Source organism: Enterobacter sp. C3_dUdeg (assembly GCF_057536195.1).
Genome location: NZ_BAAKFX010000004.1, coordinates 294974 through 316822, shown reverse-complemented (window position 1 = coordinate 316822; position 21849 = coordinate 294974). Strand labels below are relative to the sequence as shown.

The 21849-nt window shown below is 58.6% G+C and carries 21 protein-coding genes and 1 riboswitch; of the genes, 10 read left to right on the top strand and 11 right to left on the bottom strand.

Going from position 1 to position 21849, the window contains the following annotated elements; genetic code table 11:
• Positions 1-13: 13 nt before the first annotated feature.
• Positions 14-2029 (top strand): excinuclease ABC subunit UvrB, encoded by a 2016-nt coding sequence (gene uvrB / locus AC27FC_RS13545; RefSeq protein WP_029742168.1) that lies wholly within the window; start codon positions 14-16, stop codon positions 2027-2029.
• A 529-nt stretch (positions 2030-2558) separates the two neighbouring features.
• On the opposite strand, the gene yvcK is transcribed toward uvrB, so the two are convergent.
• A complete protein-coding gene (yvcK, locus tag AC27FC_RS13540) occupies positions 2559-3467 on the bottom strand; it encodes a uridine diphosphate-N-acetylglucosamine-binding protein YvcK (protein WP_029742167.1) in 909 nt (302 codons plus the stop codon).
• A gap of 225 nt (positions 3468-3692) precedes the next feature.
• Positions 3693-3826, top strand: a riboswitch (molybdenum cofactor riboswitch).
• Between yvcK and moaA the strand changes: the two genes are divergently transcribed.
• The 6 genes from moaA to AC27FC_RS13510 all read left to right on the top strand — a co-directional run bounded on the left by moaA (position 3814) and on the right by AC27FC_RS13510 (position 7293).
• Positions 3814-4803 (top strand): GTP 3',8-cyclase MoaA, encoded by a 990-nt coding sequence (gene moaA, locus AC27FC_RS13535; RefSeq protein WP_064672124.1) that lies wholly within the window; start codon positions 3814-3816, stop codon positions 4801-4803. It overlaps the preceding riboswitch by 13 nt.
• Before the next feature lie 24 nt (positions 4804-4827).
• Positions 4828-5340 carry a molybdenum cofactor biosynthesis protein B gene (moaB, locus tag AC27FC_RS13530; RefSeq protein WP_196354690.1) on the top strand — a complete coding sequence of 171 codons (513 nt, stop codon included), beginning with the start codon at positions 4828-4830 and terminating at the stop codon, positions 5338-5340.
• A 3-nt stretch (positions 5341-5343) separates the two neighbouring features.
• Positions 5344-5829: a cyclic pyranopterin monophosphate synthase MoaC gene (gene moaC, locus AC27FC_RS13525; RefSeq protein ID WP_008501142.1), complete on the top strand. Its 486-nt coding sequence runs from the start codon at positions 5344-5346 to the stop codon at positions 5827-5829.
• On the top strand, positions 5822-6067 hold the full coding sequence (moaD, locus tag AC27FC_RS13520; protein ID WP_023334974.1) for a molybdopterin synthase sulfur carrier subunit: 246 nt from the start codon (positions 5822-5824) through the stop codon (positions 6065-6067). The genes moaC and moaD overlap by 8 nt, the downstream gene beginning before the upstream one ends.
• Before the next feature lies 1 nt (position 6068).
• Positions 6069-6521, top strand: a complete 453-nt coding sequence (moaE, locus tag AC27FC_RS13515; RefSeq protein ID WP_182931662.1) for a molybdopterin synthase catalytic subunit MoaE — start codon at positions 6069-6071, stop codon at positions 6519-6521.
• A gap of 64 nt (positions 6522-6585) precedes the next feature.
• Entirely contained in the window at positions 6586-7293 is a 708-nt protein-coding gene (locus AC27FC_RS13510) for a Bax inhibitor-1/YccA family protein (protein WP_033144982.1), read from the top strand.
• A gap of 100 nt (positions 7294-7393) precedes the next feature.
• On the opposite strand, the gene AC27FC_RS13505 is transcribed toward AC27FC_RS13510, so the two are convergent.
• The 3 genes from AC27FC_RS13505 to AC27FC_RS13495 are packed head-to-tail and all read right to left on the bottom strand — an operon-like array spanning position 7394 to position 10352.
• Positions 7394-8356: a lysylphosphatidylglycerol synthase domain-containing protein gene (locus AC27FC_RS13505; RefSeq protein WP_196354689.1), complete on the bottom strand. Its 963-nt coding sequence runs from the start codon at positions 8354-8356 to the stop codon at positions 7394-7396.
• Positions 8356-9594 (bottom strand): cardiolipin synthase ClsB, encoded by a 1239-nt coding sequence (gene clsB, locus AC27FC_RS13500; protein ID WP_048979617.1) that lies wholly within the window; start codon positions 9592-9594, stop codon positions 8356-8358. Before clsB ends, AC27FC_RS13505 begins: the two co-directional genes overlap by 1 nt.
• Complete coding sequence (locus tag AC27FC_RS13495; RefSeq protein WP_023334979.1) at positions 9591-10352, bottom strand: endonuclease/exonuclease/phosphatase family protein; 762 nt, start codon at positions 10350-10352, stop codon at positions 9591-9593. Before AC27FC_RS13495 ends, clsB begins: the two co-directional genes overlap by 4 nt.
• A gap of 133 nt (positions 10353-10485) precedes the next feature.
• Between AC27FC_RS13495 and AC27FC_RS13490 the strand changes: the two genes are divergently transcribed.
• Positions 10486-10896 carry a YbhQ family protein gene (locus AC27FC_RS13490; protein WP_014883088.1) on the top strand — a complete coding sequence of 137 codons (411 nt, stop codon included), beginning with the start codon at positions 10486-10488 and terminating at the stop codon, positions 10894-10896.
• On the opposite strand, the gene AC27FC_RS13485 is transcribed toward AC27FC_RS13490, so the two are convergent.
• Genes AC27FC_RS13485 through cecR form a run of 5 tightly spaced genes read right to left on the bottom strand, consistent with a single transcriptional unit; the run spans position 10858 to position 16498 of the window.
• Positions 10858-11964, bottom strand: coding sequence for an ABC transporter permease (locus tag AC27FC_RS13485; RefSeq protein ID WP_039261395.1), 1107 nt, complete (start codon positions 11962-11964; stop codon positions 10858-10860). The two genes, AC27FC_RS13490 and AC27FC_RS13485, sit on opposite strands and share 39 nt — an antisense overlap.
• 9 nt (positions 11965-11973) lie before the next feature.
• On the bottom strand, positions 11974-13107 hold the full coding sequence (locus AC27FC_RS13480; RefSeq protein ID WP_087822210.1) for an ABC transporter permease: 1134 nt from the start codon (positions 13105-13107) through the stop codon (positions 11974-11976).
• Positions 13097-14836 (bottom strand): ATP-binding cassette domain-containing protein, encoded by a 1740-nt coding sequence (locus AC27FC_RS13475; protein ID WP_094934357.1) that lies wholly within the window; start codon positions 14834-14836, stop codon positions 13097-13099. Before AC27FC_RS13475 ends, AC27FC_RS13480 begins: the two co-directional genes overlap by 11 nt.
• Positions 14829-15824, bottom strand: a complete 996-nt coding sequence (hlyD, locus tag AC27FC_RS13470) for a secretion protein HlyD (RefSeq protein ID WP_094934356.1) — start codon at positions 15822-15824, stop codon at positions 14829-14831. Before hlyD ends, AC27FC_RS13475 begins: the two co-directional genes overlap by 8 nt.
• Positions 15821-16498: a transcriptional regulator CecR gene (cecR, locus tag AC27FC_RS13465; protein WP_064672132.1), complete on the bottom strand. Its 678-nt coding sequence runs from the start codon at positions 16496-16498 to the stop codon at positions 15821-15823. Before cecR ends, hlyD begins: the two co-directional genes overlap by 4 nt.
• A 207-nt stretch (positions 16499-16705) precedes the next feature.
• On the opposite strand from cecR, the gene rhlE reads away from it, so the two are divergent.
• Entirely contained in the window at positions 16706-18091 is a 1386-nt protein-coding gene (rhlE, locus tag AC27FC_RS13460; protein WP_033144989.1) for an ATP-dependent RNA helicase RhlE, read from the top strand.
• A gap of 97 nt (positions 18092-18188) precedes the next feature.
• A complete protein-coding gene (gene dinG / locus AC27FC_RS13455; RefSeq protein WP_112778330.1) occupies positions 18189-20366 on the top strand; it encodes an ATP-dependent DNA helicase DinG in 2178 nt (725 codons plus the stop codon).
• Here dinG and AC27FC_RS13450 read toward each other — a convergent pair.
• Both AC27FC_RS13450 and AC27FC_RS13445 read right to left on the bottom strand, forming a co-directional pair.
• On the bottom strand, positions 20353-20856 hold the full coding sequence (locus AC27FC_RS13450) for a fimbrial protein (protein WP_196354688.1): 504 nt from the start codon (positions 20854-20856) through the stop codon (positions 20353-20355). The two genes, dinG and AC27FC_RS13450, sit on opposite strands and share 14 nt — an antisense overlap.
• A complete protein-coding gene (locus tag AC27FC_RS13445) occupies positions 20853-21845 on the bottom strand; it encodes a fimbrial protein (protein WP_047061877.1) in 993 nt (330 codons plus the stop codon). Before AC27FC_RS13445 ends, AC27FC_RS13450 begins: the two co-directional genes overlap by 4 nt.
• Between the last annotated feature and the right edge of the window lie 4 nt (positions 21846-21849).

Here is a 21849-nt window from a genome sequence, read left to right as displayed (position 1 = left end):
CAGGTCGTCGCCCATGAGTAAACCGTTCAAATTGAATTCTGCTTTCCGTCCATCTGGCGATCAGCCTGAGGCGATCCGTCGTCTGGAAGAGGGGCTGGAAGACGGGCTGGCGCACCAGACGCTGCTGGGGGTAACCGGCTCGGGTAAAACGTTCACCATCGCCAACGTGATTGCGGATCTCCAGCGTCCAACGATGGTGCTGGCACCCAACAAAACCCTGGCCGCACAGCTTTACGGCGAGATGAAAGAGTTCTTCCCGGAAAATGCGGTGGAGTATTTCGTCTCCTACTACGACTACTACCAGCCTGAAGCCTACGTGCCGAGCTCTGACACCTTCATCGAGAAGGATGCCTCGGTGAACGAACACATCGAGCAGATGCGTCTGTCGGCCACGAAGGCGCTTCTGGAGCGTCGCGATGTGGTCGTCGTCGCGTCGGTTTCCGCGATCTACGGTCTGGGCGATCCGGATCTCTATCTCAAGATGATGCTGCATCTGACGCAGGGGATGATTATCGACCAGCGTGCCATCGTTCGCCGTCTGGCGGAGCTGCAGTACGCCCGTAACGATCAGGCGTTCCAGCGCGGCACCTTCCGCGTACGCGGAGAGGTGATCGACATCTTCCCGGCGGAATCGGACGATATGGCGCTGCGCGTCGAGCTGTTTGACGAAGAGGTTGAACGCCTGTCGCTCTTCGACCCGCTGACCGGTCACGTTGAGTCGGTGATCCAGCGCTTTACCATCTACCCGAAAACGCACTACGTGACGCCGCGCGAGCGTATCGTGCAGGCAATGGAAGAGATCAAAGTGGAGCTGGCCGAGCGCCGTAAGGTGCTGCTGGCGAACAATAAGCTGCTGGAAGAGCAGCGCCTCAGCCAGCGTACCCAGTTCGACCTTGAGATGATGAACGAGCTCGGCTACTGCTCCGGCATTGAAAACTACTCGCGCTTCCTCTCCGGGCGCGGGCCGGGCGAGCCGCCGCCGACGCTGTTTGATTACCTGCCGGCAGACGGTTTGCTGGTGATCGACGAATCCCACGTCACGATCCCGCAGATCGGCGGGATGTACCGCGGTGACCGGGCGCGTAAAGAGACGCTGGTGGAGTACGGCTTCCGCCTGCCGTCGGCGCTGGATAACCGTCCGATGAAGTTTGAAGAGTTTGAGGCATTAGCGCCGCAAACCATTTACGTCTCGGCCACGCCGGGCAACTACGAGCTGGAGAAATCCGGTGAAGACGTTGTCGATCAGGTTGTGCGTCCGACCGGGTTGCTGGACCCGATTATCGAGGTGCGTCCGGTGGCCACGCAGGTGGACGACCTGCTCTCGGAAATCCGCGCCCGTTCCGCCATCAACGAGCGCGTGCTGGTCACCACGCTCACCAAGCGTATGGCGGAAGACCTCACTGAATATCTCGAAGAGCACGGCGAGAAGGTGCGCTATCTGCACTCGGATATCGACACCGTGGAGCGCATGGAGATTATCCGCGATCTGCGTCTGGGCGAGTTTGACGTGCTGGTGGGGATCAACCTGCTGCGAGAAGGTCTGGACATGCCGGAAGTCTCGCTGGTGGCAATTCTGGATGCGGACAAAGAGGGCTTCCTGCGTTCTGAACGCTCCCTGATCCAGACCATCGGCCGTGCGGCGCGTAACGTCAACGGTAAAGCGATTCTGTACGGTGACAAAATCACCCCGTCGATGGCGAAAGCGATTGGCGAAACGGAGCGCCGCCGCGAGAAACAGCAGCGCTACAACGAAGAGCACGGCATTACCCCGCAGGGGCTGAACAAGAAGGTCGTGGATATTCTGGCGCTGGGTCAGAACATTGCCAAAACCAAAGCGAAGGGTCGCGGCAAAGCGCGTTCAGTGGTGGAAGAGGATACCGTCGTGCTGACCCCGAAAGCGCTGCAGCAGAAAATCCACGAGCTGGAAGGGCAGATGATGCAGCACGCGCAGAACCTGGAGTTCGAAGAGGCGGCGCAGATCCGCGACCAGCTTCATCAGCTGCGGGATCTTTTCATCGCGGCATCGTGAGTAAAGCGTTGTTTTCTCCCTCTCCCGGTGGGAGAGGGATCCCCAGTAATTTTTGAACAGAAGCAATAATGTTGTTTCAGAGCGATTGAAGGCTATCAGCGATGCTCTGGTCCGGCTGTAAATCGCTGAGGCGTTTCCTGCAGGCCGGGGCGAGGCGCAGGGATGCGCCGAGAAGGACGTTACCTCCGCCCGTACCCGATAAGCCGGAAGGAATAAGCCGATGACAAAATTGCCGGGAGCAATTTTGGACAGCGCTTGCGCTGGCCCCGAAGGGGGGAGCCCCAGGGATGGGGCGAACAATCCGCGCAGCGGCGATTTACCGCCGGGAGCCCGGGTCGCCAGGGTGGTGGCGACTGAGCCACCCTGGCACGTTCACCGGTCATGTCGTTACAGGGTAGCAAGGAACATAAAGTGAACGGAATGACCACCAGAGTCGTATGTTCCCCCTCACCCCAGCCCTCTCCCTCAAGGGAGAGGGGGTCGTCCGTGCGGGCATTATTATGAGGGCATCAGGCCGCACAAAACGAACCTAGCCTAGCGCCTGAATCGCCTTCTCCAGCGCCTCGCGCAGCAGATGACGGTCATGGCGATACTTGATATCGCTGGCCTCCAGCGGCTCCTGCACCACCAGACGATCGCCAATCCCTGACACATCCACTTTTGGGCCCACGACTACGCCGTCAATGATTTTCTTGCCGACGTAATGCTCCATTAATTCCAGTTTGTCAGCCAGCGACAGGCTGGCCGCCGCGGGGCTCAGTTCACGTCCCAGGTTACCGATGTAAACCATCGGGGCAGGGGTGCGGCGCAGCGCCTGAGCCAGCTCTTTTACGAGTAGAATTGGCATCAGGCTGGTATAAAAACTGCCCGGACCGATCAGGATAAGATCCGCTTCCCCGATGGCCTCCACCGCTTCTCGCGTGGCGGGCACGCTCGGATAGGTCATTAACTCCGTTGGCGGCAGGATGAGCTGGTCGATATTCACCTCGCCGTAAACTTCATGCCCTTCGGCGTCGATGGCCATCAAGTCTACCGGTTGTTCTGACATGGGGATCAGGAATGCGTCCACTTTGAGCAGATTACGGATTAAGTTGATGGCTTCCAGAGGCCGTACGCTCAGGTGATCGAGCGCCTTTAACATCAAATTTCCGAGGTTATGCCCGGAAAGTTCGCCATTACCGCCAAAACGGTACTCAAACATCGCCGACGCGACGCTAGGCTCGGTAATTAACTGGTTCAGGCAGTTGCGCATATCTCCCCAGGCAATGCCGCCTTCGGCACGACGAATGCGCCCGGTTGAGCCGCCGTTGTCGGTGGTAGTTACTATCCCTGTCAGCCTTGAGCCGAGTGACGACAAAGAGGACATAACCCGGCCTAAGCCGTGTCCTCCGCCAAGAGCGACCACTCGGTCAAGATCCGCAAAAGTGCGATTGCGCATACGTATTCCTTATCACGTTCGATCGCGTAACAGTAACCTAACTACCCCTAAAAGACGATGCCTCACCCGATGCAAAATGACGTATATCAATGTGAAAATGCGGTTTTTAGGTATTCTGTAGCGAAAATGCAGGAACGATTCGCTATATAGATAATTATACAGCGAAAAGCGAGAATGGCGTCGTCAGAATTTCCGCGCTACTATCGCCCTAACCACGTTTTCAAAATTGAAAACATACACTCTAGCCCTTGTGCCTGTGTCGAAAGATATGGCGCTCTGGCCGTGGCGAATTTGCCACCAGGGTACAGAAAGAAATGACTGTGCCTCCCGATCTGGAAAGGTGTACATGGCTTCACAACTTACTGATGCTTTCGCGCGTAAGTTTTATTACTTACGTCTGTCGATTACCGATGTGTGCAATTTCCGTTGCACCTACTGCCTGCCCGATGGCTACAAACCGGGCAGCGTCACCAATAACGGCTTTCTCTCCGTGGATGAAGTGCGCCGCGTCACGCGCGCCTTCTCTGAACTCGGCACCGAAAAAGTGCGTCTGACCGGCGGCGAACCCTCCCTACGCCGCGATTTCCCCGACATCATTGCCGCCGTGCGTGAAAACGAACGTATCCGCCAGATTGCGGTGACCACCAACGGTTACCGCATGGCGCGTGACGTGGCGAACTGGCGCGATGCGGGGCTGACGGCGATCAACGTCAGCGTCGATAGCCTGGATGCCCGTCAGTTCCACGCCATTACCGGCCAGGATAAATTTCAGCAGGTCATGGACGGCATCGACGCGGCATTTGCGGCCGGGTTCGAGAAGGTCAAAGTCAACACGGTGCTGATGCGTGATGTGAACCATCACCAGCTCGATACCTTCCTGGCGTGGATCAAATCCCGCCCTATACAGCTGCGTTTTATCGAGCTGATGGAAACCGGCGAGGGCAGCGAGCTGTTCCGTCGCCACCACATCTCCGGCATGGTGCTGCGCGACGAGCTGCTGAAACGCGGCTGGATCCATCAAATCCGCCAGCGCAGCGACGGCCCGGCGCAGGTCTTCTGTCACCCGGATTATGAGGGTGAGATTGGGCTTATCATGCCCTATGAGAAAGACTTCTGCGCCAGCTGCAACCGCCTGCGCGTCTCCTCCGTTGGCAAGCTCCATCTTTGCCTGTTCGGCGACGGCGGCGTGGACCTTCGGGATCTGCTGGAAGACGATGCGCAGCAGGCCGCGCTTGAAGCACGTATTTCTGACGCGCTGACGCATAAAAAACAGACCCACTTCCTGCATCAGGGCAATACCGGCATTACTCAGAACCTGTCCTACATCGGCGGGTAATCAGGCTTAAGAAGGAATCAGAAGATGAGTCAGGTAAGCGCAGAATTTATCCCGACACGCATTGCTATCCTTACCGTTTCCGACCGCCGTGGCGAAGAGGATGATACCTCCGGCCACTGGCTGCGCGAGGCGGCCCATGACGCGGGGCATCACATCGTCGATAAAGCGATCGTGAAGGAGAACCGCTACGCCATTCGCGCTCAGGTTTCGCAGTGGATTGCGAGTGATGAGGTGCAGGTGGTGCTGATTACCGGCGGCACCGGTTTTACCGCAGGCGATCAGGCCCCTGAAGCGCTGATCCCGCTGTTCGACCGCGAGGTGGAAGGCTTCGGCGAAGTGTTCCGCATGCTCTCCTTTGAAGAGATTGGTACCTCCACGCTCCAGTCGCGTGCCGTTGCCGGGGTGGCTAACAAAACCCTGATTTTCGCTATGCCGGGCTCGGCCAAAGCCTGCCGCACCGCGTGGGAAAACATCATCGCCCCGCAGCTGGATGCCCGTACCCGTCCGTGTAATTTCCATCCCCATTTAAAGAAATAAGCTATGTCACAACTGACCCATATTAACGCCGCCGGCGAAGCGCATATGGTGGACGTCTCCGCCAAAGCGGAAACGGTGCGCGAGGCGCGCGCCGAAGCGTTCGTCACCATGCTGCCGGAAACCCTGGCGATGATTATCGACGGCAGCCATCACAAGGGCGACGTCTTTGCCACCGCCCGCATCGCCGGTATTCAGGCCGCCAAACGGACCTGGGATCTCATTCCGCTGTGCCATCCGCTGATGCTGAGCAAGGTGGAAGTGAACCTGCAGGCGCAGCCGGAGCATAATCGCGTGCGCATTGAGTCACTCTGCCGCTTAACCGGCAAAACCGGCGTGGAGATGGAGGCGCTGACGGCGGCCTCAGTCGCCGCGCTGACCATCTACGACATGTGCAAAGCGGTGCAGAAAGATATGGTGATTGGCCCGGTTCGCCTGCTGGCAAAAAGCGGCGGCAAATCCGGTGATTTTAAGGTGGACAGCCATGATTAAGGTGCTCTTTTTTGCGCAGGTGCGTGAGCTGGTGAATACCGACAGCCTGACGCTGGATGCGTCCTTCGAAAACGTCGCGGCCCTGCGCGCGCATCTGGCGGCACAAAGCGACCGCTGGGCGCTGGCGCTCGACGAAGGCAAGCTGCTGGCTGCCGTTAACCAGACGCTGGTGGAGTTCACCCATCCGCTGAAGGAGGGCGATGAAGTGGCCTTCTTCCCGCCGGTTACGGGGGGCTAAGATGGCTGAAACCCGAATTCTGGTGAGTCCCGAACGTTTTAACGTGGGGACAGAATACTGCTGGCTGGCGGAACGCGATGAGGACGGCGCGGTCGTCACTTTCACCGGCAAGGTGCGCAACCACAACCTCGGTGACAGCGTGAAGGCGCTGACGCTGGAGCACTATCCGGGGATGACCGAGAAATCGCTGGCGGAGATTGTCGACGAGGCGCGAGGCCGCTGGCCGCTTGGCCGCGTCACGGTTATTCACCGCATCGGCGAGATGTGGCCTGGCGAGGAGATTGTCTTCGTCGGGGTGACCAGCGCGCACCGCAGCAGCGCGTTTGCGGCAGGGGAGTTCATTATGGATTACCTCAAAACAAAAGCGCCGTTCTGGAAGCGCGAAGCCACGCCGGAAGGTGACCGCTGGGTAGAATCGCGCGACAGCGATAAACAAGCCGCCAGCCGTTGGTAGTCGGTTTACGTGGATGTGTTAATCTTAACGTGTGTGTCTACTTAAACTTAATCAGGAGTGAATCATGGACCGATTTCCGCGTTCCGATTCAATAGTACAGCAGACCCGTAGCGGCCTGCAGACGTATATGGCTCAGGTGTACGGCTGGATGACGGTTGGCCTGCTGCTTACCGCGTTTATCGCGTGGTATGCGGCGAACACGCCTGAGCTGATGATGTTTATCTTCTCCAGCAAAATCACCTTCTTTGGGCTGATTATCGCGCAGCTGGCGCTGGTGTTTGTGCTTTCTGGTCTGGTGCAAAAGCTGAGTGCCGGAATGGCGACTACGCTGTTTATGCTCTATTCGGCGCTAACCGGGCTGACGCTTTCCAGTATCTTCATCGTTTACACCTACTCCTCCATCGCCAGCACCTTCGTGGTCACCGGCGGGATGTTCGGTGCGATGAGCCTGTACGGTTACACCACGAAGCGCGATCTGAGCGGTTTCGGCAGCATGCTGTTTATGGGGCTGATCGGGATTGTGCTGGCGTCGCTGGTAAACCTGTGGCTGAAGAGCGACGCGTTGATGTGGGCCGTAACCTACATCGGGGTGGTGATCTTCGTTGGACTGACGGCGTATGACACCCAGAAGCTGAAAAACATCGGCGAGCAGATCGACGTACGCGACAGTTCGAACCTGCGCAAATACGCGATTCTGGGCGCGCTGACGCTGTATCTGGACTTCATCAACCTGTTCCTGATGCTGCTGCGGATTTTCGGCAACCGTCGCTAAGGTTGTTTTGCCGGGGTGCGGTCTGGTGCCCTTACCCTGACCCTCTCCCACGGGAGAGGGAACAAACACTAAAAACGGCAACAAGGTTGCCGTTTTGCTTTTATTTCGCTAACGCCTTCTCGTTCTTCGCTCTCAGCTTTTTCGCCCGACTCTCCAGCACCAGATAACACACCGTTGCCAGCGCCAGCGGCAGGAAGTAATACAGCATGCGGTACGCCAGCAGGGCGGCGATAATCGTTCCCTGAGAGACATGCTCCCCGGCCAGCAGGGCAATAAATACCGCCTCCAGTACGCCGATCCCCGCCGGAATATGCACAATCACGCCCGCAATACTGCTCACCAGCAGCACGCCCAGCACGAAGAAGTAATTGACGTCCTCACCAATCAGCAGCCAGATAATCGCCCCCATCGCCATCCAGTTGGCGCTGGAGACGGCCATCTGCAGCACCGCAAACTTCCACGAGGGCAGCACCAGCTTTTGCCCCTTAATGGTCATATGGCGGCGTCTGGCAAAGGCGCAGGCCCACAGATAAACGGCGATAATCAGCAGCAGTACGATGCCCAGAGTGCGCAGCGTGGCCTCATCGATATACCAGTGCGCGGGCAGCTGCACCACGCCGATGGTGAAGATCACCCCGCCGAGCAAAATATAGCCCAGCCAGTTGGTGGTGATGCTTAACGAGAAAATGCGCGTGATGGTCCCGCCCGGCAGGCCGAGCCGCGAGTAGAGGCGATAGCGCATGCCAATGCCGCCGACCCAGGTGCTCAGCGTCAGGTTGAAGGCGTAGCAGATAAACGACACCAGCATAACCTGACGTTTGGCCAGCTTGTGGCCGCAGTAGGCACGGCCCAGCAGGTCATAACAGCCGTACATCAGGTAGCTGACAATAACCAGCCCCACAGCGCCCAGCAGCACCATCCGGTTATAGTTGCGGATGACTTTCCACACCTCTTCCCAGTCAACTTTCTGCGCGTAGACCACCAGCAGAACCGCGACCGCAATAAAAAATAGCCAGGTCAGGATCTTTTTTGCCAGCCGCCAGCGTGGATGCGATTTCGACATCAGGGTTTGCCTCCGTCTTCCGCTTCAATACGGTCCTGGGTTTCCATTTCGGGTTGTACCGGCGGGTCCACCTGCGCAAGCTTAGGCGTATGCGCCGGCAGCCAGCCGACCATGGCCGGGAAATGACGCAGAAAGTGGAACACCACCACGCTGATGCCCAAGTTCCACCAGGTGCGTTTGGGGACCATGGACTCGTCCACGCGCACGCAGTCGTTAACGATCAGCGCCTGCAGGTTATCCCGCAGGGTCTGATTAAACTGGCGATCGTGAATGATCAGGTTAGCTTCGAGATTGAGCGATAAGCTCAGCGGATCGAGATTACTGGAACCCACGGTGGCCCAGTGATCGTCCATCAGCGCCACTTTGCCGTGCAGCGGTCGGCGGCGATATTCGTAGATCTGTACGCCGCCCTTCACCAGATAGTTATACAGCAGGCGTGCGCCCACTTTGACAATCGGCATATCCGGCTCGCCCTGCACAATCAGCTTCACGCGTACCCCGCGTCGGGCCGCATTGCGCATGGCGTGCAGCAGGCGATAGCCCGGGAAAAAGTAGGCGTTGGCGATGATGACCTCGCGCTTCGCGTTGGCGAGCATCTTGAGATAATGACGTTCAATGTCGTCCCGGTGCTCGCCGTTATCCCGCCAGACGAAAAGGGCCTGCGCTTCGCCGGGCTTCCGGTTCTCTTCCGGGCGATGGCGGCGTCTCCACCATCGGCGAACGGCCTCTTTACCCGGAAGGTTCTCCAGCTCAAACAGTAAGATGTCCTGCACCACCGGGCCTTCAATGCGAATGGCGTAGTCCTGCTTCGCCTCCGGGCCGTAGTCGGACATATGCTCAGCGGAGTAGTTAATGCCGCCGACAAACGCCACCGTCTCATCCACCACCACAATTTTGCGGTGCATCCGGCGGAAAAGATTGGTCCGCATGCCGAACAGGCGAGGGCCGGGATCGTAGTAGCGGAACACCACGCCCGCAGCGGTCAACTCATTCACAAACGTATCGCTGAGATCCGGCGAGCCATAGCCATCAAGCAGCACTTCAATTTTGACGCCGCGCCGGGCGGCGCGCAGCAGCACGCCGTGCAGCTGTTTGCCGACGTCGTCTTCGAACCAGATAAAGGTTTCGAGGATCACCTTCTGCTGTGCATGGTCAATCGCTTTAAACACGGCCGGATAATACTCGTCCCCGTTGACCAGCAGCGTGATTCGGTTGCCTTCCTGCCAGGAACATTTCATAGGTGGATCTCCGCGCTGAGCGGGGCATGGTCGGAAAGATGTCGCCAGTTAAGGAGCGCCAGGGCGGTCGGGCTGCTGGCGTGGGCATTTTTCACGTAGATGCGGTCAAGCCGAAGCAGCGGGAAACGGACCGGGAAGGTGCGCGCAGGCCTGCCGTTGGCGCGAGTAAAAATCTCTTCTAGCCCGGCATCTACTTTCAACGGATGGTTTGCTCGCTGTCGCCAGTCGTTGAAATCGCCCGCTACCACCACAGGTTCGCCTTCGGGAAGGGCGTTGGCCCATTCGGCCAGCATTTTCAGCTGCGCCTGACGATGGGCTTCGCGAAGGCCCAGGTGAACACAGCCGACATGGACAGGTCGCTCGAGGTCTGGCGGCGTAATGCGGCAGTAAAGCAGGCCGCGTTTTTCGCTTTCCCCGACGGAGACGTCGCGGTTTTCGTAATGTTCAATGGGGTAGCGGGACAGCACCGCGTTTCCGTGATGCCCTTCCGGATAGACCGCGTTGCGGCCATAGGCGTAGTCACTCCACATGGTGTCGGCCAGAAATTCATAGTGCGGCGTGTCGGGCCAGTTCTCAAAGTGGAGCGGATGCACTTCGTGTGCGCCCATCACCTCCTGCAGGCAGACAATATCCGCGCTGACGGTGCGTACCGCGTCGCGCAGCTCCGGTAAAATGAAGCGGCGGTTAAATGCTGTGAAGCCCTTATGAATGTTTATCGTCAGCACCTTAAGCGAGAAATGCTGCATTTTTTGAGTCATAAGCTCCTTCCTGAGTGACTATCCCAATGAAAATAAAGTGTAGTCGTCGTCACAAAAAGATGCGGCGTTACGGAATTTTCCGTAAAGTGCGGTAGTCTGATTAAGCAGAGAAAAATCCTTCAGGAGAGAAGCCATGAAGTGGCAACAACGTGTTCGTGTCGCAACTGGCCTGAGTTGCTGGCAGATAATGTTGCATTTACTGGTCGTGGCCGTACTGGTGATGGGCTGGATGAGCGGCACGCTGGTGCGTGTTGGCCTGGGGCTATGCGTCCTTTATGGCGTCACCGTGCTGTCGATGCTGTTCTTGCAGCGCCACCATGAAGCGCGCTGGCGCGAGGTGGGTGATGTGCTCGAAGAGCTCACCACCACCTGGTATTTTGGCGCGGCGATGATCGTGCTTTGGCTGCTGTCGCGCGTGCTGCAAAACAACCTGCTGCTGGCCCTGGCCGGTCTGGCTATCCTCGCAGGGCCTGCGGTCGTCTCGCTGCTGACCAAAGAGAAAAAGCTACGCAATGTTGCGTCTAAACATCGCGTACGCCACTGAGCCCGTCGTGGCCGCTATGACCAGTAGCGGCCACAAACTTCCCCAGACAATATCCAGACTCGCATCCTTCAGATAGATTTGCTTGGTGATGTCCGTAAAGTGCCGAATCGGGTTTACCCACGTCAGATCCTGAAGCCACACCGGCATGTTCTCGACGGGTGAAACATACCCCGAGAGCAAAATCGCGGGCATCATAAAGACGAACACCCCGATAAACGCCTGCTGCTGCGTCGAGCAGAGCGCCGAGATCAGCAGTCCAAACCCCACCAGCGACAGCCCGTAAATGACCATCGTGAAGTAAAACAGCGCCAGCGAACCGGCGAACGGGATCTGGTAGGCCCAAATTCCCACCCCCAGCACGATGGTGGCCTGAAACGTCGCGACGATCAGCGCCGGGACCGCTTTGCCGACGAAAATTTGCCAGGTGGCGAGCGGGGAGACCAGCAGCTGGTCCAGCGTGCCCTGTTCGCGCTCGCGGGCGACGGAAAGGGAAGTCACGATCATCACCCCGATAGTGGTTATCATGGCGATCAGCGACGGCACCACGAACCACTTGTAGTCCAGGTTCGGGTTGTACCAGTTACGCACCACCAGCTCGCTGTTGTTGGGCTTCGGTTTGCCGTCCATCAGCTCCTGCTGGTAATCCTTCACCACCTGCTGCAGGTAGTTGGCCGCTATCTGGGCGCTGTTGGAGTTACGCCCGTCGAGGATCAGCTGCATCGGCGCGGTCTGGAAGGTATCCAGATTGCGGGAGAAATCCGCCGGGAACCGCACCAGCAGCAGCGCTTTTTGCGTGTCGATGGTGGGCTGGATCTCCTGCGGGCTTTTCAGCAGCAGGATGTGGGTAAAGGCTTTTGCACGCGCAAAGCGCTGCGTCAGCTCGACGGAATGTTTGCCGTTATCTTCGTTGTAAATGGCAATGGTGGCGTTGGTCACCTCAAGGGTGGCGGCAAACGGGAACAGTAAAACCTGGATCAGCACCGGCAAGACCAGAATGGCGCGGGTTTGCGGCTCGCGCAGCAGGGATTGCAGCTCTTTGCGTATCAACGTCCATAATCGGTGAAACATGTTCGCTCCTTAATCCAGTCGCCGTTTGGTTTTCATCCACGTCAACCCAATAAACATCGCCGCTGACGCCATTAAAAACAGCGTGTTGACGATCAGCACCACCGGAATATTCCCCGCCAGGAACAGGCTTTGCAGCGTGCTCACAAAGTAGCGCGCCGGAATAACATAGGTCACGGTGCGGATCACCGCAGGCATACTGTCTATCTGGAAGATAAACCCGGACAGCATAATCGACGGTAAAAAGGCGGCGTTGAGGGCCACCTGCGCGGCGTTGAACTGGTTGCGGGTGATGGTGGAGATGAGCAGCCCCATGCCCAGCGTGCTGAGTAAAAACAGGCTGGTGATAAAAAACAGCACCACCAACGAGCCGCGATACGGCACGCCGAGGATAAAGACTGAGACAAGCATACAGAGCAGCATCGCCAGCATGCCGAGGAAATAGTAGGGGATGAGCTTGCACAGCAGCAGCTCGACGCGCGTCACTTCGGTAGAGAGCAGCGCCTCCATGGTCCCGCGCTCCCACTCGCGGGCGATCACCAGCGAGGTCAGGATCGCGCCAATCACCGTCATGATAATCGTCACCGCGCCCGGAATAATAAAGTGCTGGCTGATGGCGGCGGGGTTAAACCAGTAGCGCGTCTGCACGTCGATCAGCGGTTTAAATTCTTCACCCCGGTCCTCCGCGCGCTGCATCTGCCACAGCTGCCAGATCCCCTCCGCGTAGCCCTGTACAAAGTTTGCGGTGTTTGGCTCGCTGCCGTCGGTAATCACCTGGATCGGCGCGTCGGTATTCGCCCGCGCCATATTGGCGGCGAAATCCACCGGAATGACGATCAGGCCGCGAATTTTCCCGGCCTGCATTTTCTGGATCAACTCCTGCCTGTTATCGCTGATAGTGGCGTCAATGTAGGGCGATCCGGTCATGGCGTGAGTAAAGTCCAGCGCATCCTCACTCTGCTGCTCCAGCAAAATCCCGACCCGCAGCTTGCTGGAGTCCAGGTTAATGCCGTAGCCAAAAATAAACAGCAGCAGCAGGGGGATGACTACCGCAATCAGCCAGCTGCTGGGGTCACGCACGATCTGCCGCGTCTCTTTAATGCACAGCGCGCGCACCCTGCGCCAGGAAATGGCATTACTGCGCATGGGCATTCTCCTTATCCCAGTCGTGGATGAGGGTGATAAACGCTTGCTCCATGGTCGGATCCGGAACCTCATCGTCGGCGGCCTGGTTTTTCAGGTCGTCCGGGGTACCGTGGGCAATCAGCTTGCCGCGATACACCAGCCCGATGCGGTCGCAGTACTCCGCCTCGTCCATGAAGTGGGTGGTCACCATCACGGTCACCCCTTTTTCCACCATGCTGTTGATATGCAGCCAGAACTCACGGCGGGTAATGGGGTCAACGCCTGATGTCGGCTCATCAAGAAACAGAATATCCGGCTCGTGCATCAGCGAGCAGGCCAGCGCCAGCCGCTGCTTAAAGCCGAGCGGCAGCTCGTCGGTGGCGTGGGAGGCAATGTTGGTTAAGGCGAAGGCGTCGCTCATGCGGCGGATTTTCTCGTTCTGTGCCCGCCCGCGCAGGCCGTACACGCCGGAGAAAAAGCGCAGATTCTGTTCGACCGTCAGGTTGCCGTACAGCGAAAACTTCTGCGCCATATACCCGAGATGCTGGCGCGCCTTGCCGGAGCTGACCTTCAGGTCCATATCCAGCACCAGCGCCTTGCCGGACGTCGGCACCAGCAGGCCGCACATCATCTTAAAGGTGGTCGATTTTCCCGCGCCGTTCGGCCCGAGCAGGCCAAAAATCTCCCCGCGTTTTACCGAAAAATTGACGTTATCGGTAGCGGCGAAATCCCCGAACTTTTTGGTGAGGGATTTGGCTTCAATCACCGTTTCGCCCGGCGTGCCTTCCACCGTATGCAAAATGGCGGCAAGCGGCGACTCTGAGGTACCCGCGCCGCCCAGCAGGTCGATAAACGCGTCCTCAAAGCGCGGCGCGGTCTCTTCCATCTCGATCTCAGGCATGCCGGGCGCCTGGCGAATATCGTCGACGGTGGCCTCTTTTTTGAGGATCACCCGTACCGAGCGGCCCTGGATCATCCCGTCGCTGACCTGCGGCAGCCTGAGCACCCGCTGCAGCAGCCTGCGGTTAGACTCCTGCGGGCTGTGCAGCAGGAAGCTGCGCCCGGCCATGCTCTGCGTCAGCGTCGTCGGCTCGCCCTGATAAAGCAGTTCGCCTTCGTTCATCAGCAGCACGTCCCGGCACTGTTCCGCTTCGTCGAGGTAGGAGGTGCTCCAGAGGATCAGCATCCCGTCGCCCGCCAGCTCGTGCACCATCTGCCACAGTTCGCGGCGCGAAATCGGGTCTACGCCGACGCCGGGCTCGTCCAGCAGCAGCACTTTCGGCTCGCCAACCAGCGTGCAGGCCAGCCCCAGCTTCTGCTTCATCCCGCCGGAGAGCTTGCCCGCCAGCCGGTCGGTGAACGGGCCGAGGGAGGTAAACTCCAGCAGGCGCGCGAAGGTTTTCTGCCGCGTTTCGCCGGTGACGCTGCGCAGGTCGGCGTACAGGTTCAGGTTTTCCATCACCGTCAGGTCTTCATACAGGCCAAACTTCTGCGGCATATAGCCGAGCATGGCGTGAAGGGCTCCGTCATCCTCGATCGGGTCAAGGCCGAGCACGCTGGCCGTGCCTTCATCCGGCTTGAGCAACCCCGCCAGCATCCGCATCAGCGTGGTTTTACCGGCGCCGTCCGGACCGACCAGCCCGGTCACATAGCCTTTCTGGATAGTGCAGTTCAGCGGCGCGACGGCCGGTTTGTCCATTCCCGCGAAGCGTTTAACCAGATTGTTGAGCTGAATAACCGCGTCATTCATGTCGTTCCCCGTTGTTCACTTTTACGGTGACGGGCATGCCCTGACGCAGCGCGTCGTCCGCATCGGTCACGATGATGCGCAGGCGATACACGAGGTCGGTACGCAGATCAGGTGTTTCAACGGTTTTCGGCGTGAATTCGGCAGTAGGGGAGACAAAGCCCACTTTGCCGTGATACGGCTTGTCCGGGCGACCGTCGGTATAGAGCAGCAGCTCGCGGCCCGGCTGCATCTGGCCGAGGTTCGGCTCATCAACGTAGGCGCGTACCCAGACCGGACGGGTCAGGGAGAGCGTTAAGACTGTGCTGCCGGCGCTGAGCATGCTGCCCGGCTCCACGGCGCGGGTCATCAGCATGCCGTCAGACGGCGCGATTAAGGTGGTGTCGTGCAGATCCAGCTCTGCCTGAGCCAGCTGCGCCTGCGCCTGTTCAAGGCTGGCTTTCGCCTGGGCGATATCCTGCGGGCGGTTACCGGTGTGGTACTGGCTTAATTTATCCTGCGCGGACTTCAGCGTGGCCTGCGCCTGGTCGCGGGACGAGCGCGCATTTTCCAGATCGTTGGCGGAAATGGTGCGGCTTTTCCACAACCCCTGCTGGCGCGCGTAGAAGTTCTGCGCGTAGTCATAGGCGGCTTGCGCCTGCTTAACGGTGGCGGCGGCCTGGGCGATCTCTTCGTCGCGATAGCCTGCCAGCATCAGGTCATACTGCGCCTGGGCGACGGACACCCCCGCTTTGGCCTGCAGCAGCGCATTCTCATAGGACGCTTTATCCAGCATCCCCAGCGTCTGCCCGCTTTTAATGGCATCGCCTTCGTCAACGCTCAGCGAGGCGAGACGACCGCCCACGCGGAAGCTCATGTTCACCGTGCGAATATCCACGTTACCGTACAGCGTCAGGCCTTTATCCTGATGGCTCTGATACCACAGCCATCCACCGACTCCGGCAGCAAGCAAAACAACAACCACCAGAATGATGGCGACAGGTTTTTTCATGACTTCAGGCTCCTTTGCGTTAAGCCTTGCAGGATTAGATCGACGTGACAGGCGATGACCTTACTAATCTGCGCGGCTTTATCCTCATCAAATTGTGTCCAGCCGGTGCGTAACAGGATGGTTTCCCTGCCCAGACGGAAGGCAAGAATTTCACCCAGCAGGGCGTGGGTATGCAAAATTGTCTCGGTATCACTGGCGTCCCGCCCGGTATAGGCGGCGATCAGCCGGGTCAGGTGCGAGTGCATTGGCTCAATCACCCGATCGTGTACCCGCTGGTAGGCGACGGTCGGGGAGAGCTGCTCCCGGGAGATAAACTTGCTCAGGTTGAGCGTATCGTCGTGCGTCAGCAGGCGGATCATATCGTGGCAGGCATTGAGAATAAGCTGGCGAACGGCGGCGCGATCGGGCGACGGCTGGCCGAGCAGCGCGGTGGCTTCCTCAACGTGCGGGTGAAACTGCGTGCCGATAAAATCGGCGATCCACTCGGCGCAGGCGAGGTATAAATCCTCTTTTGAGCCAAAATAGTAGGTAATCGCCGCAATGTTCTGCCCGGCCAGCGCGGCAATATCGCGGGTGGTGGCATGCAGCCCGTACTCACCAAACTGCGCCAGCGCGGCGGCGATAAGCTGATTTTTGGCCTGTTCACCTTTGGTTGTGGTGGGGGTCGTATTCATGGCGGCATTAAGAATTAATCAATCGATTGATTAAGATTATGCCTGATTCACGCTAACGTCGAGGGAACGCTGAGGGATATTTTATGCGCCACGTCACAAAAGCTGCTACACTCCGCTCCTTCGCGACATTGTGGTTTTTGTCCTCCCCTATTCGTTATATCTCCCTGAAAACTACACCTGTGATGGTCGGGGCGGTTCGGAGTTTTTATGTCTTTTGATTCCCTTGGCCTGAACCCGGAAATTCTGCGCGCGATCGCAGAGCAGGGCTACGTTGAGCCAACCCCAATCCAGCAGCAGGCGATCCCCGCCGTTCTTCAGGGCCGTGACCTGATGGCGAGCGCCCAGACCGGTACCGGCAAAACCGCGGGCTTTACCCTGCCGCTGCTGGAACTGCTGGTAAAAAACCAGCCGCACGCCAAAGGCCGTCGTCCTGTCCGCGCCCTGATCCTTACCCCAACCCGCGAGCTGGCGGCGCAGATTGGTGAGAACGTGCGTGACTATAGCCGCTATCTCAACATTCGTTCGCTGGTGGTTTTCGGCGGGGTAAGCATCAACCCGCAGATGATGAAGCTGCGCAGCGGCGTCGACGTTCTGGTTGCGACTCCAGGTCGCCTGCTGGATCTGGAGCACCAGAATGCGGTGAAGCTGGACCAGGTTGAAATTCTGGTGCTGGACGAAGCCGACCGCATGCTCGACATGGGCTTTATCCACGATATTCGTCGCGTGCTGGCCAAGCTGCCTGCGCGTCGTCAGAACCTGCTCTTCTCCGCGACCTTCTCCGACGAGATCAAGGCGCTGGCGGAAAAGCTGCTGCATAACCCGCTGGAAGTGGAAGTGGCGCGCCGCAACACCGCCTCCGAGCAGGTGACGCAGCACGTTCACTTTGTGGATAAAAAGCGCAAGCGGGAACTGCTCTCCCAGATGATCGGCCAGGGCAACTGGCAGCAGGTGCTGGTCTTTACCCGCACCAAGCACGGCGCCAACCACCTGGCGGAACAGCTGAACAAAGACGGCATTCGCAGTGCGGCGATCCACGGCAACAAGAGCCAGGGCGCGCGTACCCGTGCGCTGGCTGAGTTCAAATCCGGCGACATCCGCGTGCTGGTGGCGACCGACATCGCCGCCCGTGGCCTTGACATTGAAGAGCTGCCGCACGTGGTGAACTACGAGCTGCCAAACGTGCCGGAAGATTACGTTCACCGTATCGGCCGTACCGGCCGCGCGGCGGCAACCGGTGAAGCGCTCTCTCTGGTCTGCGTGGACGAGCACAAGCTGCTGCGCGACATCGAGCGCCTGCTGAAGAAAGAGATCCCGCGCATCGAAACCCCGGGTTACGAAGTGGATCCGTCGATCAAAGCCGAGCCGATTCAGAACGGTCGTCAGGGCGGCGGTGGACGTGGTCAGGGCGGCGGCGGTCGCGGTCAGCAGCCGCGTCGTGCCGAAGGCGGCGCGCCGAAATCATCCGGCAAACCGCCGCGTCGTAACAACGACAGCAAACCGGCGGGTGAAAACCCGTGGCGCAGCGGCGAAGGGAAACCGGCAGGAGAAGGGCAGCGTCGACGCCGCCCGCGCAAGCCTGCTAACCCGCAGTAATCTGGAAGCCCGGTCGTAAAGCCGGGCTTTTCTTTTTGCGGCAGCGAAGAGAAAGTGCCACAATAGTGGCTGTTTATACAGTATTTCAGGTTTTCCAATGGCTTTAACCGCTGCGCTCAAGGCGCAAATTGGCGCATGGTATAAGGCGCTACAGCAGCAGATCCCCGACTTTATCCCCCGAGCGCCGCAACGGCAGATGATTGCTGACGTGGCAAAAACGCTCGCCGGGGACGACGGGCGACATCTGGCGATTGAAGCCCCAACCGGCGTCGGGAAAACCCTGTCGTATCTCATTCCCGGCATCGCGATTGCGCGGGAAGAGGACAAAACGCTGGTGGTCAGCACCGCCAACGTGGCGCTGCAGGACCAGATCTTCAGCAAGGATTTACCCCTGCTGCGCAAAATCATCCCCGACCTGCGGTTTACGGCAGCCTTTGGGCGCGGGCGTTATGTATGCCCGCGCAACCTGGCGGCGCTGGCCAGCAGCGAGCCGAATCAGCAGGATCTGCTCGCGTTTCTGGATGACGAGCTAACGCCAAACAATAAGGCCGAGCAGGAGCAGTGTGCAAAACTCAAAGTCGAGCTCGACGGCTATAAGTGGGACGGCCTGCGGGATCACACCAGCCAGGCCATCAGCGACGACCTGTGGCGCAGGCTCAGCACCGACAAAGCCAGCTGCCTGAACCGCAACTGTCACTACTACCGCGAGTGCCCGTTCTTTGTCGCCCGGCGCGAGATTCAGGAGGCGGAGGTTGTGGTCGCAAACCACGCGCTGGTGATGGCGGCGCTGGAGAGCGAAGCGGTGCTGCCGGAGCCCAAAAACCTGCTGCTGGTGCTCGACGAAGGCCACCATCTGCCGGACGTGGCGCGGGATGCGCTGGAGATGAGCGCCGAAATCACCGCTCCGTGGTTCCGCCTGCAGCTGGATCTCTTCTGCAAGCTGGTAGCGACCTGCATGGAGCAGTTCCGCCCGAAAACCACGCCGCCGCTGGCGGTGCCGGAGCGGCTGAGCGACCACTGTGAAGAGGTCTATAGCCTCATTTCATCCCTGAACAACATCCTGAATCTTTATCTTCCAGCAACCCAGGAAGCCGAACACCGCTTTGCGATGGGTGAGCTACCGGAAGAGGTGATGGAGATCTGCCAGCAGCTGGCGAAACATCTGGAAAAGCTGCGCGGGCTGGCGGAGATGTTCTTAAACGATCTCAGCGAGAAAACCGGCTCGCATGACGTGGTGCGTCTGCACCGCGTTCTGCTGCAGATGAACCGCGCGCTGGGGATGTTCGAAGCGCAGAGCAAGCTCTGGCGGCTGGCCTCGATGGCGCAGGCGTCCGGCGCGCCGGTCACCAAATGGGCCACCCGCGACGTGCGGGACGGGCAGGTGCACCTCTTTTTCCACTGCGTGGGCATCCGCGTGGCCGATCAGCTGGAAAAGCTGATCTGGCGCAGCGTGCCGCACGTGGTTGTCACCTCTGCCACGCTGCGTTCCCTGAACAGCTTCTCAAGGCTGCAGGAGATGAGCGGGCTAAAAGAGAAAGCGGGCGACCGTTTCGTGGCGCTGGACTCGCCGTTTAACCACTGCGAGCAGGGCAAGCTGGTCATTCCGCGCATGAAATTCGAGCCGCTCATCGACAACGAAGAGCAGCACATCGCGGAAATGGCGGCCTACTTCCGCGAGCAGGTCGAGAGTAAAAAGTACCCCGGTATGCTGGTGCTGTTTGCCAGCGGGCGGGCGATGCAGCGTTTCCTCGAACACGTCACCGATCTGCGTTTACTCCTGCTGGTCCAGGGGGATCAGCCGCGCTACCGGCTGGTGGAAACCCACCGTAAGCGCATTGATAACGGCGAGCGCAGCGTGCTGGTGGGGTTGCAGTCGTTTGCTGAAGGTCTGGATTTGAAAGGCGACTACCTGACGCAGGTGCATATCCATAAAATCGCCTTCCCGCCTATCGATAGCCCGGTGGTGATCACCGAGGGGGAGTGGCTGAAAAGCCTCAACCGCTATCCGTTTGAGGTGCAGAGTTTGCCTGCGGCGTCGTTTAACCTGATTCAGCAGGTCGGGCGCTTGATTCGTAGCCACGGCTGCTGGGGCGAGGTGGTGATTTATGACAAACGTCTGCTCACCAAAAATTACGGCCAACGGCTCCTGAACGCGCTGCCGATCTTCCCGATCGAACAGCCGGAAGTGCCCGAGGTAAAAAAACCGCCGGTCAAACTGACCGCAGGGCGCAAGAAAAGCCTCCGTGCTAAGGGGCGCGGTCCTACTGGTAAATGAAGGTCACCTGCACCACGCTGCTGAACGTTCCTGCCGTGACCGGCAATGAGGTGGCGTAATAGCGGGCGGCCAGCGGGAAATCCGCCGTGTGATTGTCCTGGTTGATCAACACGCTGAAGCTGGCGTCCGGGGCAAGCGAGATCTGATCCTGCGGGTCGGCAAGCTCCAGCGCCAGTCCTTTCGCTGTTCCGGTGCTGGCGAATTTAGTCGGATGAATACTGTCTGGCTGACCGTGAAAGGTGGCCGTGGCCAGCACGGAAGTGGTGGGGCATTTCGACAGGGTTAAGTCGAATGAATGCCATTGTCCGGTATCGCCCACGTCCTTAAAATCGCCGGTATTCGCTTTGCCCAGATTGACCGTCAGGTTCTGGCTGGTGCTGTCTACCTGGCAGGCGTTGGCGTAAATGTTTCCGCGAATATCGAGCTGAATCTCTTCCGCCAGGCTCTGGCTGGCGACTCCAAGGAGTAAAAGGGCTAATAAGGTTTTCATTTGTAGGCCACCGTAATGGTTGCGACGGCATTCGCCGTTCCGGGCGTCACCTCCGAACTGGTTTGTTCGTAAGAGACGCTGAAGGGATATTGCGAGCGGATATTGGCATAGGCGGTAAAGGTATCCATGTATTGCCCGAAAACAGGCATCTGACCGTTAAAGAGCATTCTCACCCCCACGCCGGTCGCCACGCCGTTTTCCGGCGTTAATTTGATCACGCCAGGAAAATTCGTTTCATAGCCATTGGCGCTGGTGACCATCATTTCCGGCTGTACATCCTGATCGCAGAGCATGTCGATATTGAATACCGACTGGGAGACCAGGGTTCCCGGACCGGTAAAACGGCTCACCGGAAAATCCCCCAGCGTGACGGTCAGAGATTTGGGTGATACGGTGCAGGTGACTGCTTTAACCACCACGTTACCTGAGTAGGAGAGGGTGTTTGGATAACTCAAGCTTTCTACTTGCTCAACACCAAAGCCAAATTGTGTGTTACTGGATGTGAGTGTACCGGCGGTTACCACCTCGCTGGTTTTCACCAGTTCCAGCGAGACGTCGAAGCTAAACGCAAATGAACCATCGCTACCGCTCGAATCAGACACTTGACCCACAGAAGACTTAGTTGTGCAGATTTGGTCTGCTGCTCCCATCACACGCTCCCCTTTACTGTTTCGGAGCGACACGCCGATCCCGGCAACACCCGACTCATAAACACCAGGGATATTGGGAGTCTCTCTACCCAGACCGTGGTAACAGGCAATGATCTGACGGCCTGCGTCTTCGGCTGTATAGCAGCCCCCCGCAATGTGAGCCGAACGTTCCGTTCCCGGGATGGTCTCTCCCACGGGAAGGCTGGTAGGCACTGAAATAGACGCTAACGATAGCAGCGCTGGTAAATTTGGTGAGACACAGTTGGCCTTTGCGTGCGGCATGAAGAGTGCTGCCGTCGCCAGAACTAAAAGTAAGAAAAACGATTTTGCTATCTGCATTCTG

What these genes read in the sequence shown, in the direction of transcription:
- rhlE (WP_033144989.1), top strand. Translation starts at nt 16,706, where the DNA reads ATGTCTTTTGATTCCCTTGGCCTGAACCCGGAAATTCTGCGCGCGATC.
- AC27FC_RS13490 (WP_014883088.1), top strand. Translation starts at nt 10,486, where the DNA reads ATGAAGTGGCAACAACGTGTTCGTGTCGCAACTGGCCTGAGTTGCTGG.
- moaA (WP_064672124.1), top strand. Translation starts at nt 3,814, where the DNA reads ATGGCTTCACAACTTACTGATGCTTTCGCGCGTAAGTTTTATTACTTA.
- AC27FC_RS13475 (WP_094934357.1), bottom strand. Translation starts at nt 14,836, where the DNA reads ATGAATGACGCGGTTATTCAGCTCAACAATCTGGTTAAACGCTTCGCG.
- moaD (WP_023334974.1), top strand. Translation starts at nt 5,822, where the DNA reads ATGATTAAGGTGCTCTTTTTTGCGCAGGTGCGTGAGCTGGTGAATACC.
- AC27FC_RS13480 (WP_087822210.1), bottom strand. Translation starts at nt 13,107, where the DNA reads ATGCGCAGTAATGCCATTTCCTGGCGCAGGGTGCGCGCGCTGTGCATT.
- AC27FC_RS13495 (WP_023334979.1), bottom strand. Translation starts at nt 10,352, where the DNA reads ATGACTCAAAAAATGCAGCATTTCTCGCTTAAGGTGCTGACGATAAAC.
- dinG (WP_112778330.1), top strand. Translation starts at nt 18,189, where the DNA reads ATGGCTTTAACCGCTGCGCTCAAGGCGCAAATTGGCGCATGGTATAAG.
- moaC (WP_008501142.1), top strand. Translation starts at nt 5,344, where the DNA reads ATGTCACAACTGACCCATATTAACGCCGCCGGCGAAGCGCATATGGTG.
- AC27FC_RS13445 (WP_047061877.1), bottom strand. Translation starts at nt 21,845, where the DNA reads ATGCAGATAGCAAAATCGTTTTTCTTACTTTTAGTTCTGGCGACGGCA.
- AC27FC_RS13505 (WP_196354689.1), bottom strand. Translation starts at nt 8,356, where the DNA reads ATGTCGAAATCGCATCCACGCTGGCGGCTGGCAAAAAAGATCCTGACC.
- AC27FC_RS13510 (WP_033144982.1), top strand. Translation starts at nt 6,586, where the DNA reads ATGGACCGATTTCCGCGTTCCGATTCAATAGTACAGCAGACCCGTAGC.
- moaB (WP_196354690.1), top strand. Translation starts at nt 4,828, where the DNA reads ATGAGTCAGGTAAGCGCAGAATTTATCCCGACACGCATTGCTATCCTT.
- AC27FC_RS13450 (WP_196354688.1), bottom strand. Translation starts at nt 20,856, where the DNA reads ATGAAAACCTTATTAGCCCTTTTACTCCTTGGAGTCGCCAGCCAGAGC.
- yvcK (WP_029742167.1), bottom strand. Translation starts at nt 3,467, where the DNA reads ATGCGCAATCGCACTTTTGCGGATCTTGACCGAGTGGTCGCTCTTGGC.
- moaE (WP_182931662.1), top strand. Translation starts at nt 6,069, where the DNA reads ATGGCTGAAACCCGAATTCTGGTGAGTCCCGAACGTTTTAACGTGGGG.
- uvrB (WP_029742168.1), top strand. Translation starts at nt 14, where the DNA reads ATGAGTAAACCGTTCAAATTGAATTCTGCTTTCCGTCCATCTGGCGAT.
- AC27FC_RS13485 (WP_039261395.1), bottom strand. Translation starts at nt 11,964, where the DNA reads ATGTTTCACCGATTATGGACGTTGATACGCAAAGAGCTGCAATCCCTG.
- hlyD (WP_094934356.1), bottom strand. Translation starts at nt 15,824, where the DNA reads ATGAAAAAACCTGTCGCCATCATTCTGGTGGTTGTTGTTTTGCTTGCT.
- cecR (WP_064672132.1), bottom strand. Translation starts at nt 16,498, where the DNA reads ATGAATACGACCCCCACCACAACCAAAGGTGAACAGGCCAAAAATCAG.
- clsB (WP_048979617.1), bottom strand. Translation starts at nt 9,594, where the DNA reads ATGAAATGTTCCTGGCAGGAAGGCAACCGAATCACGCTGCTGGTCAAC.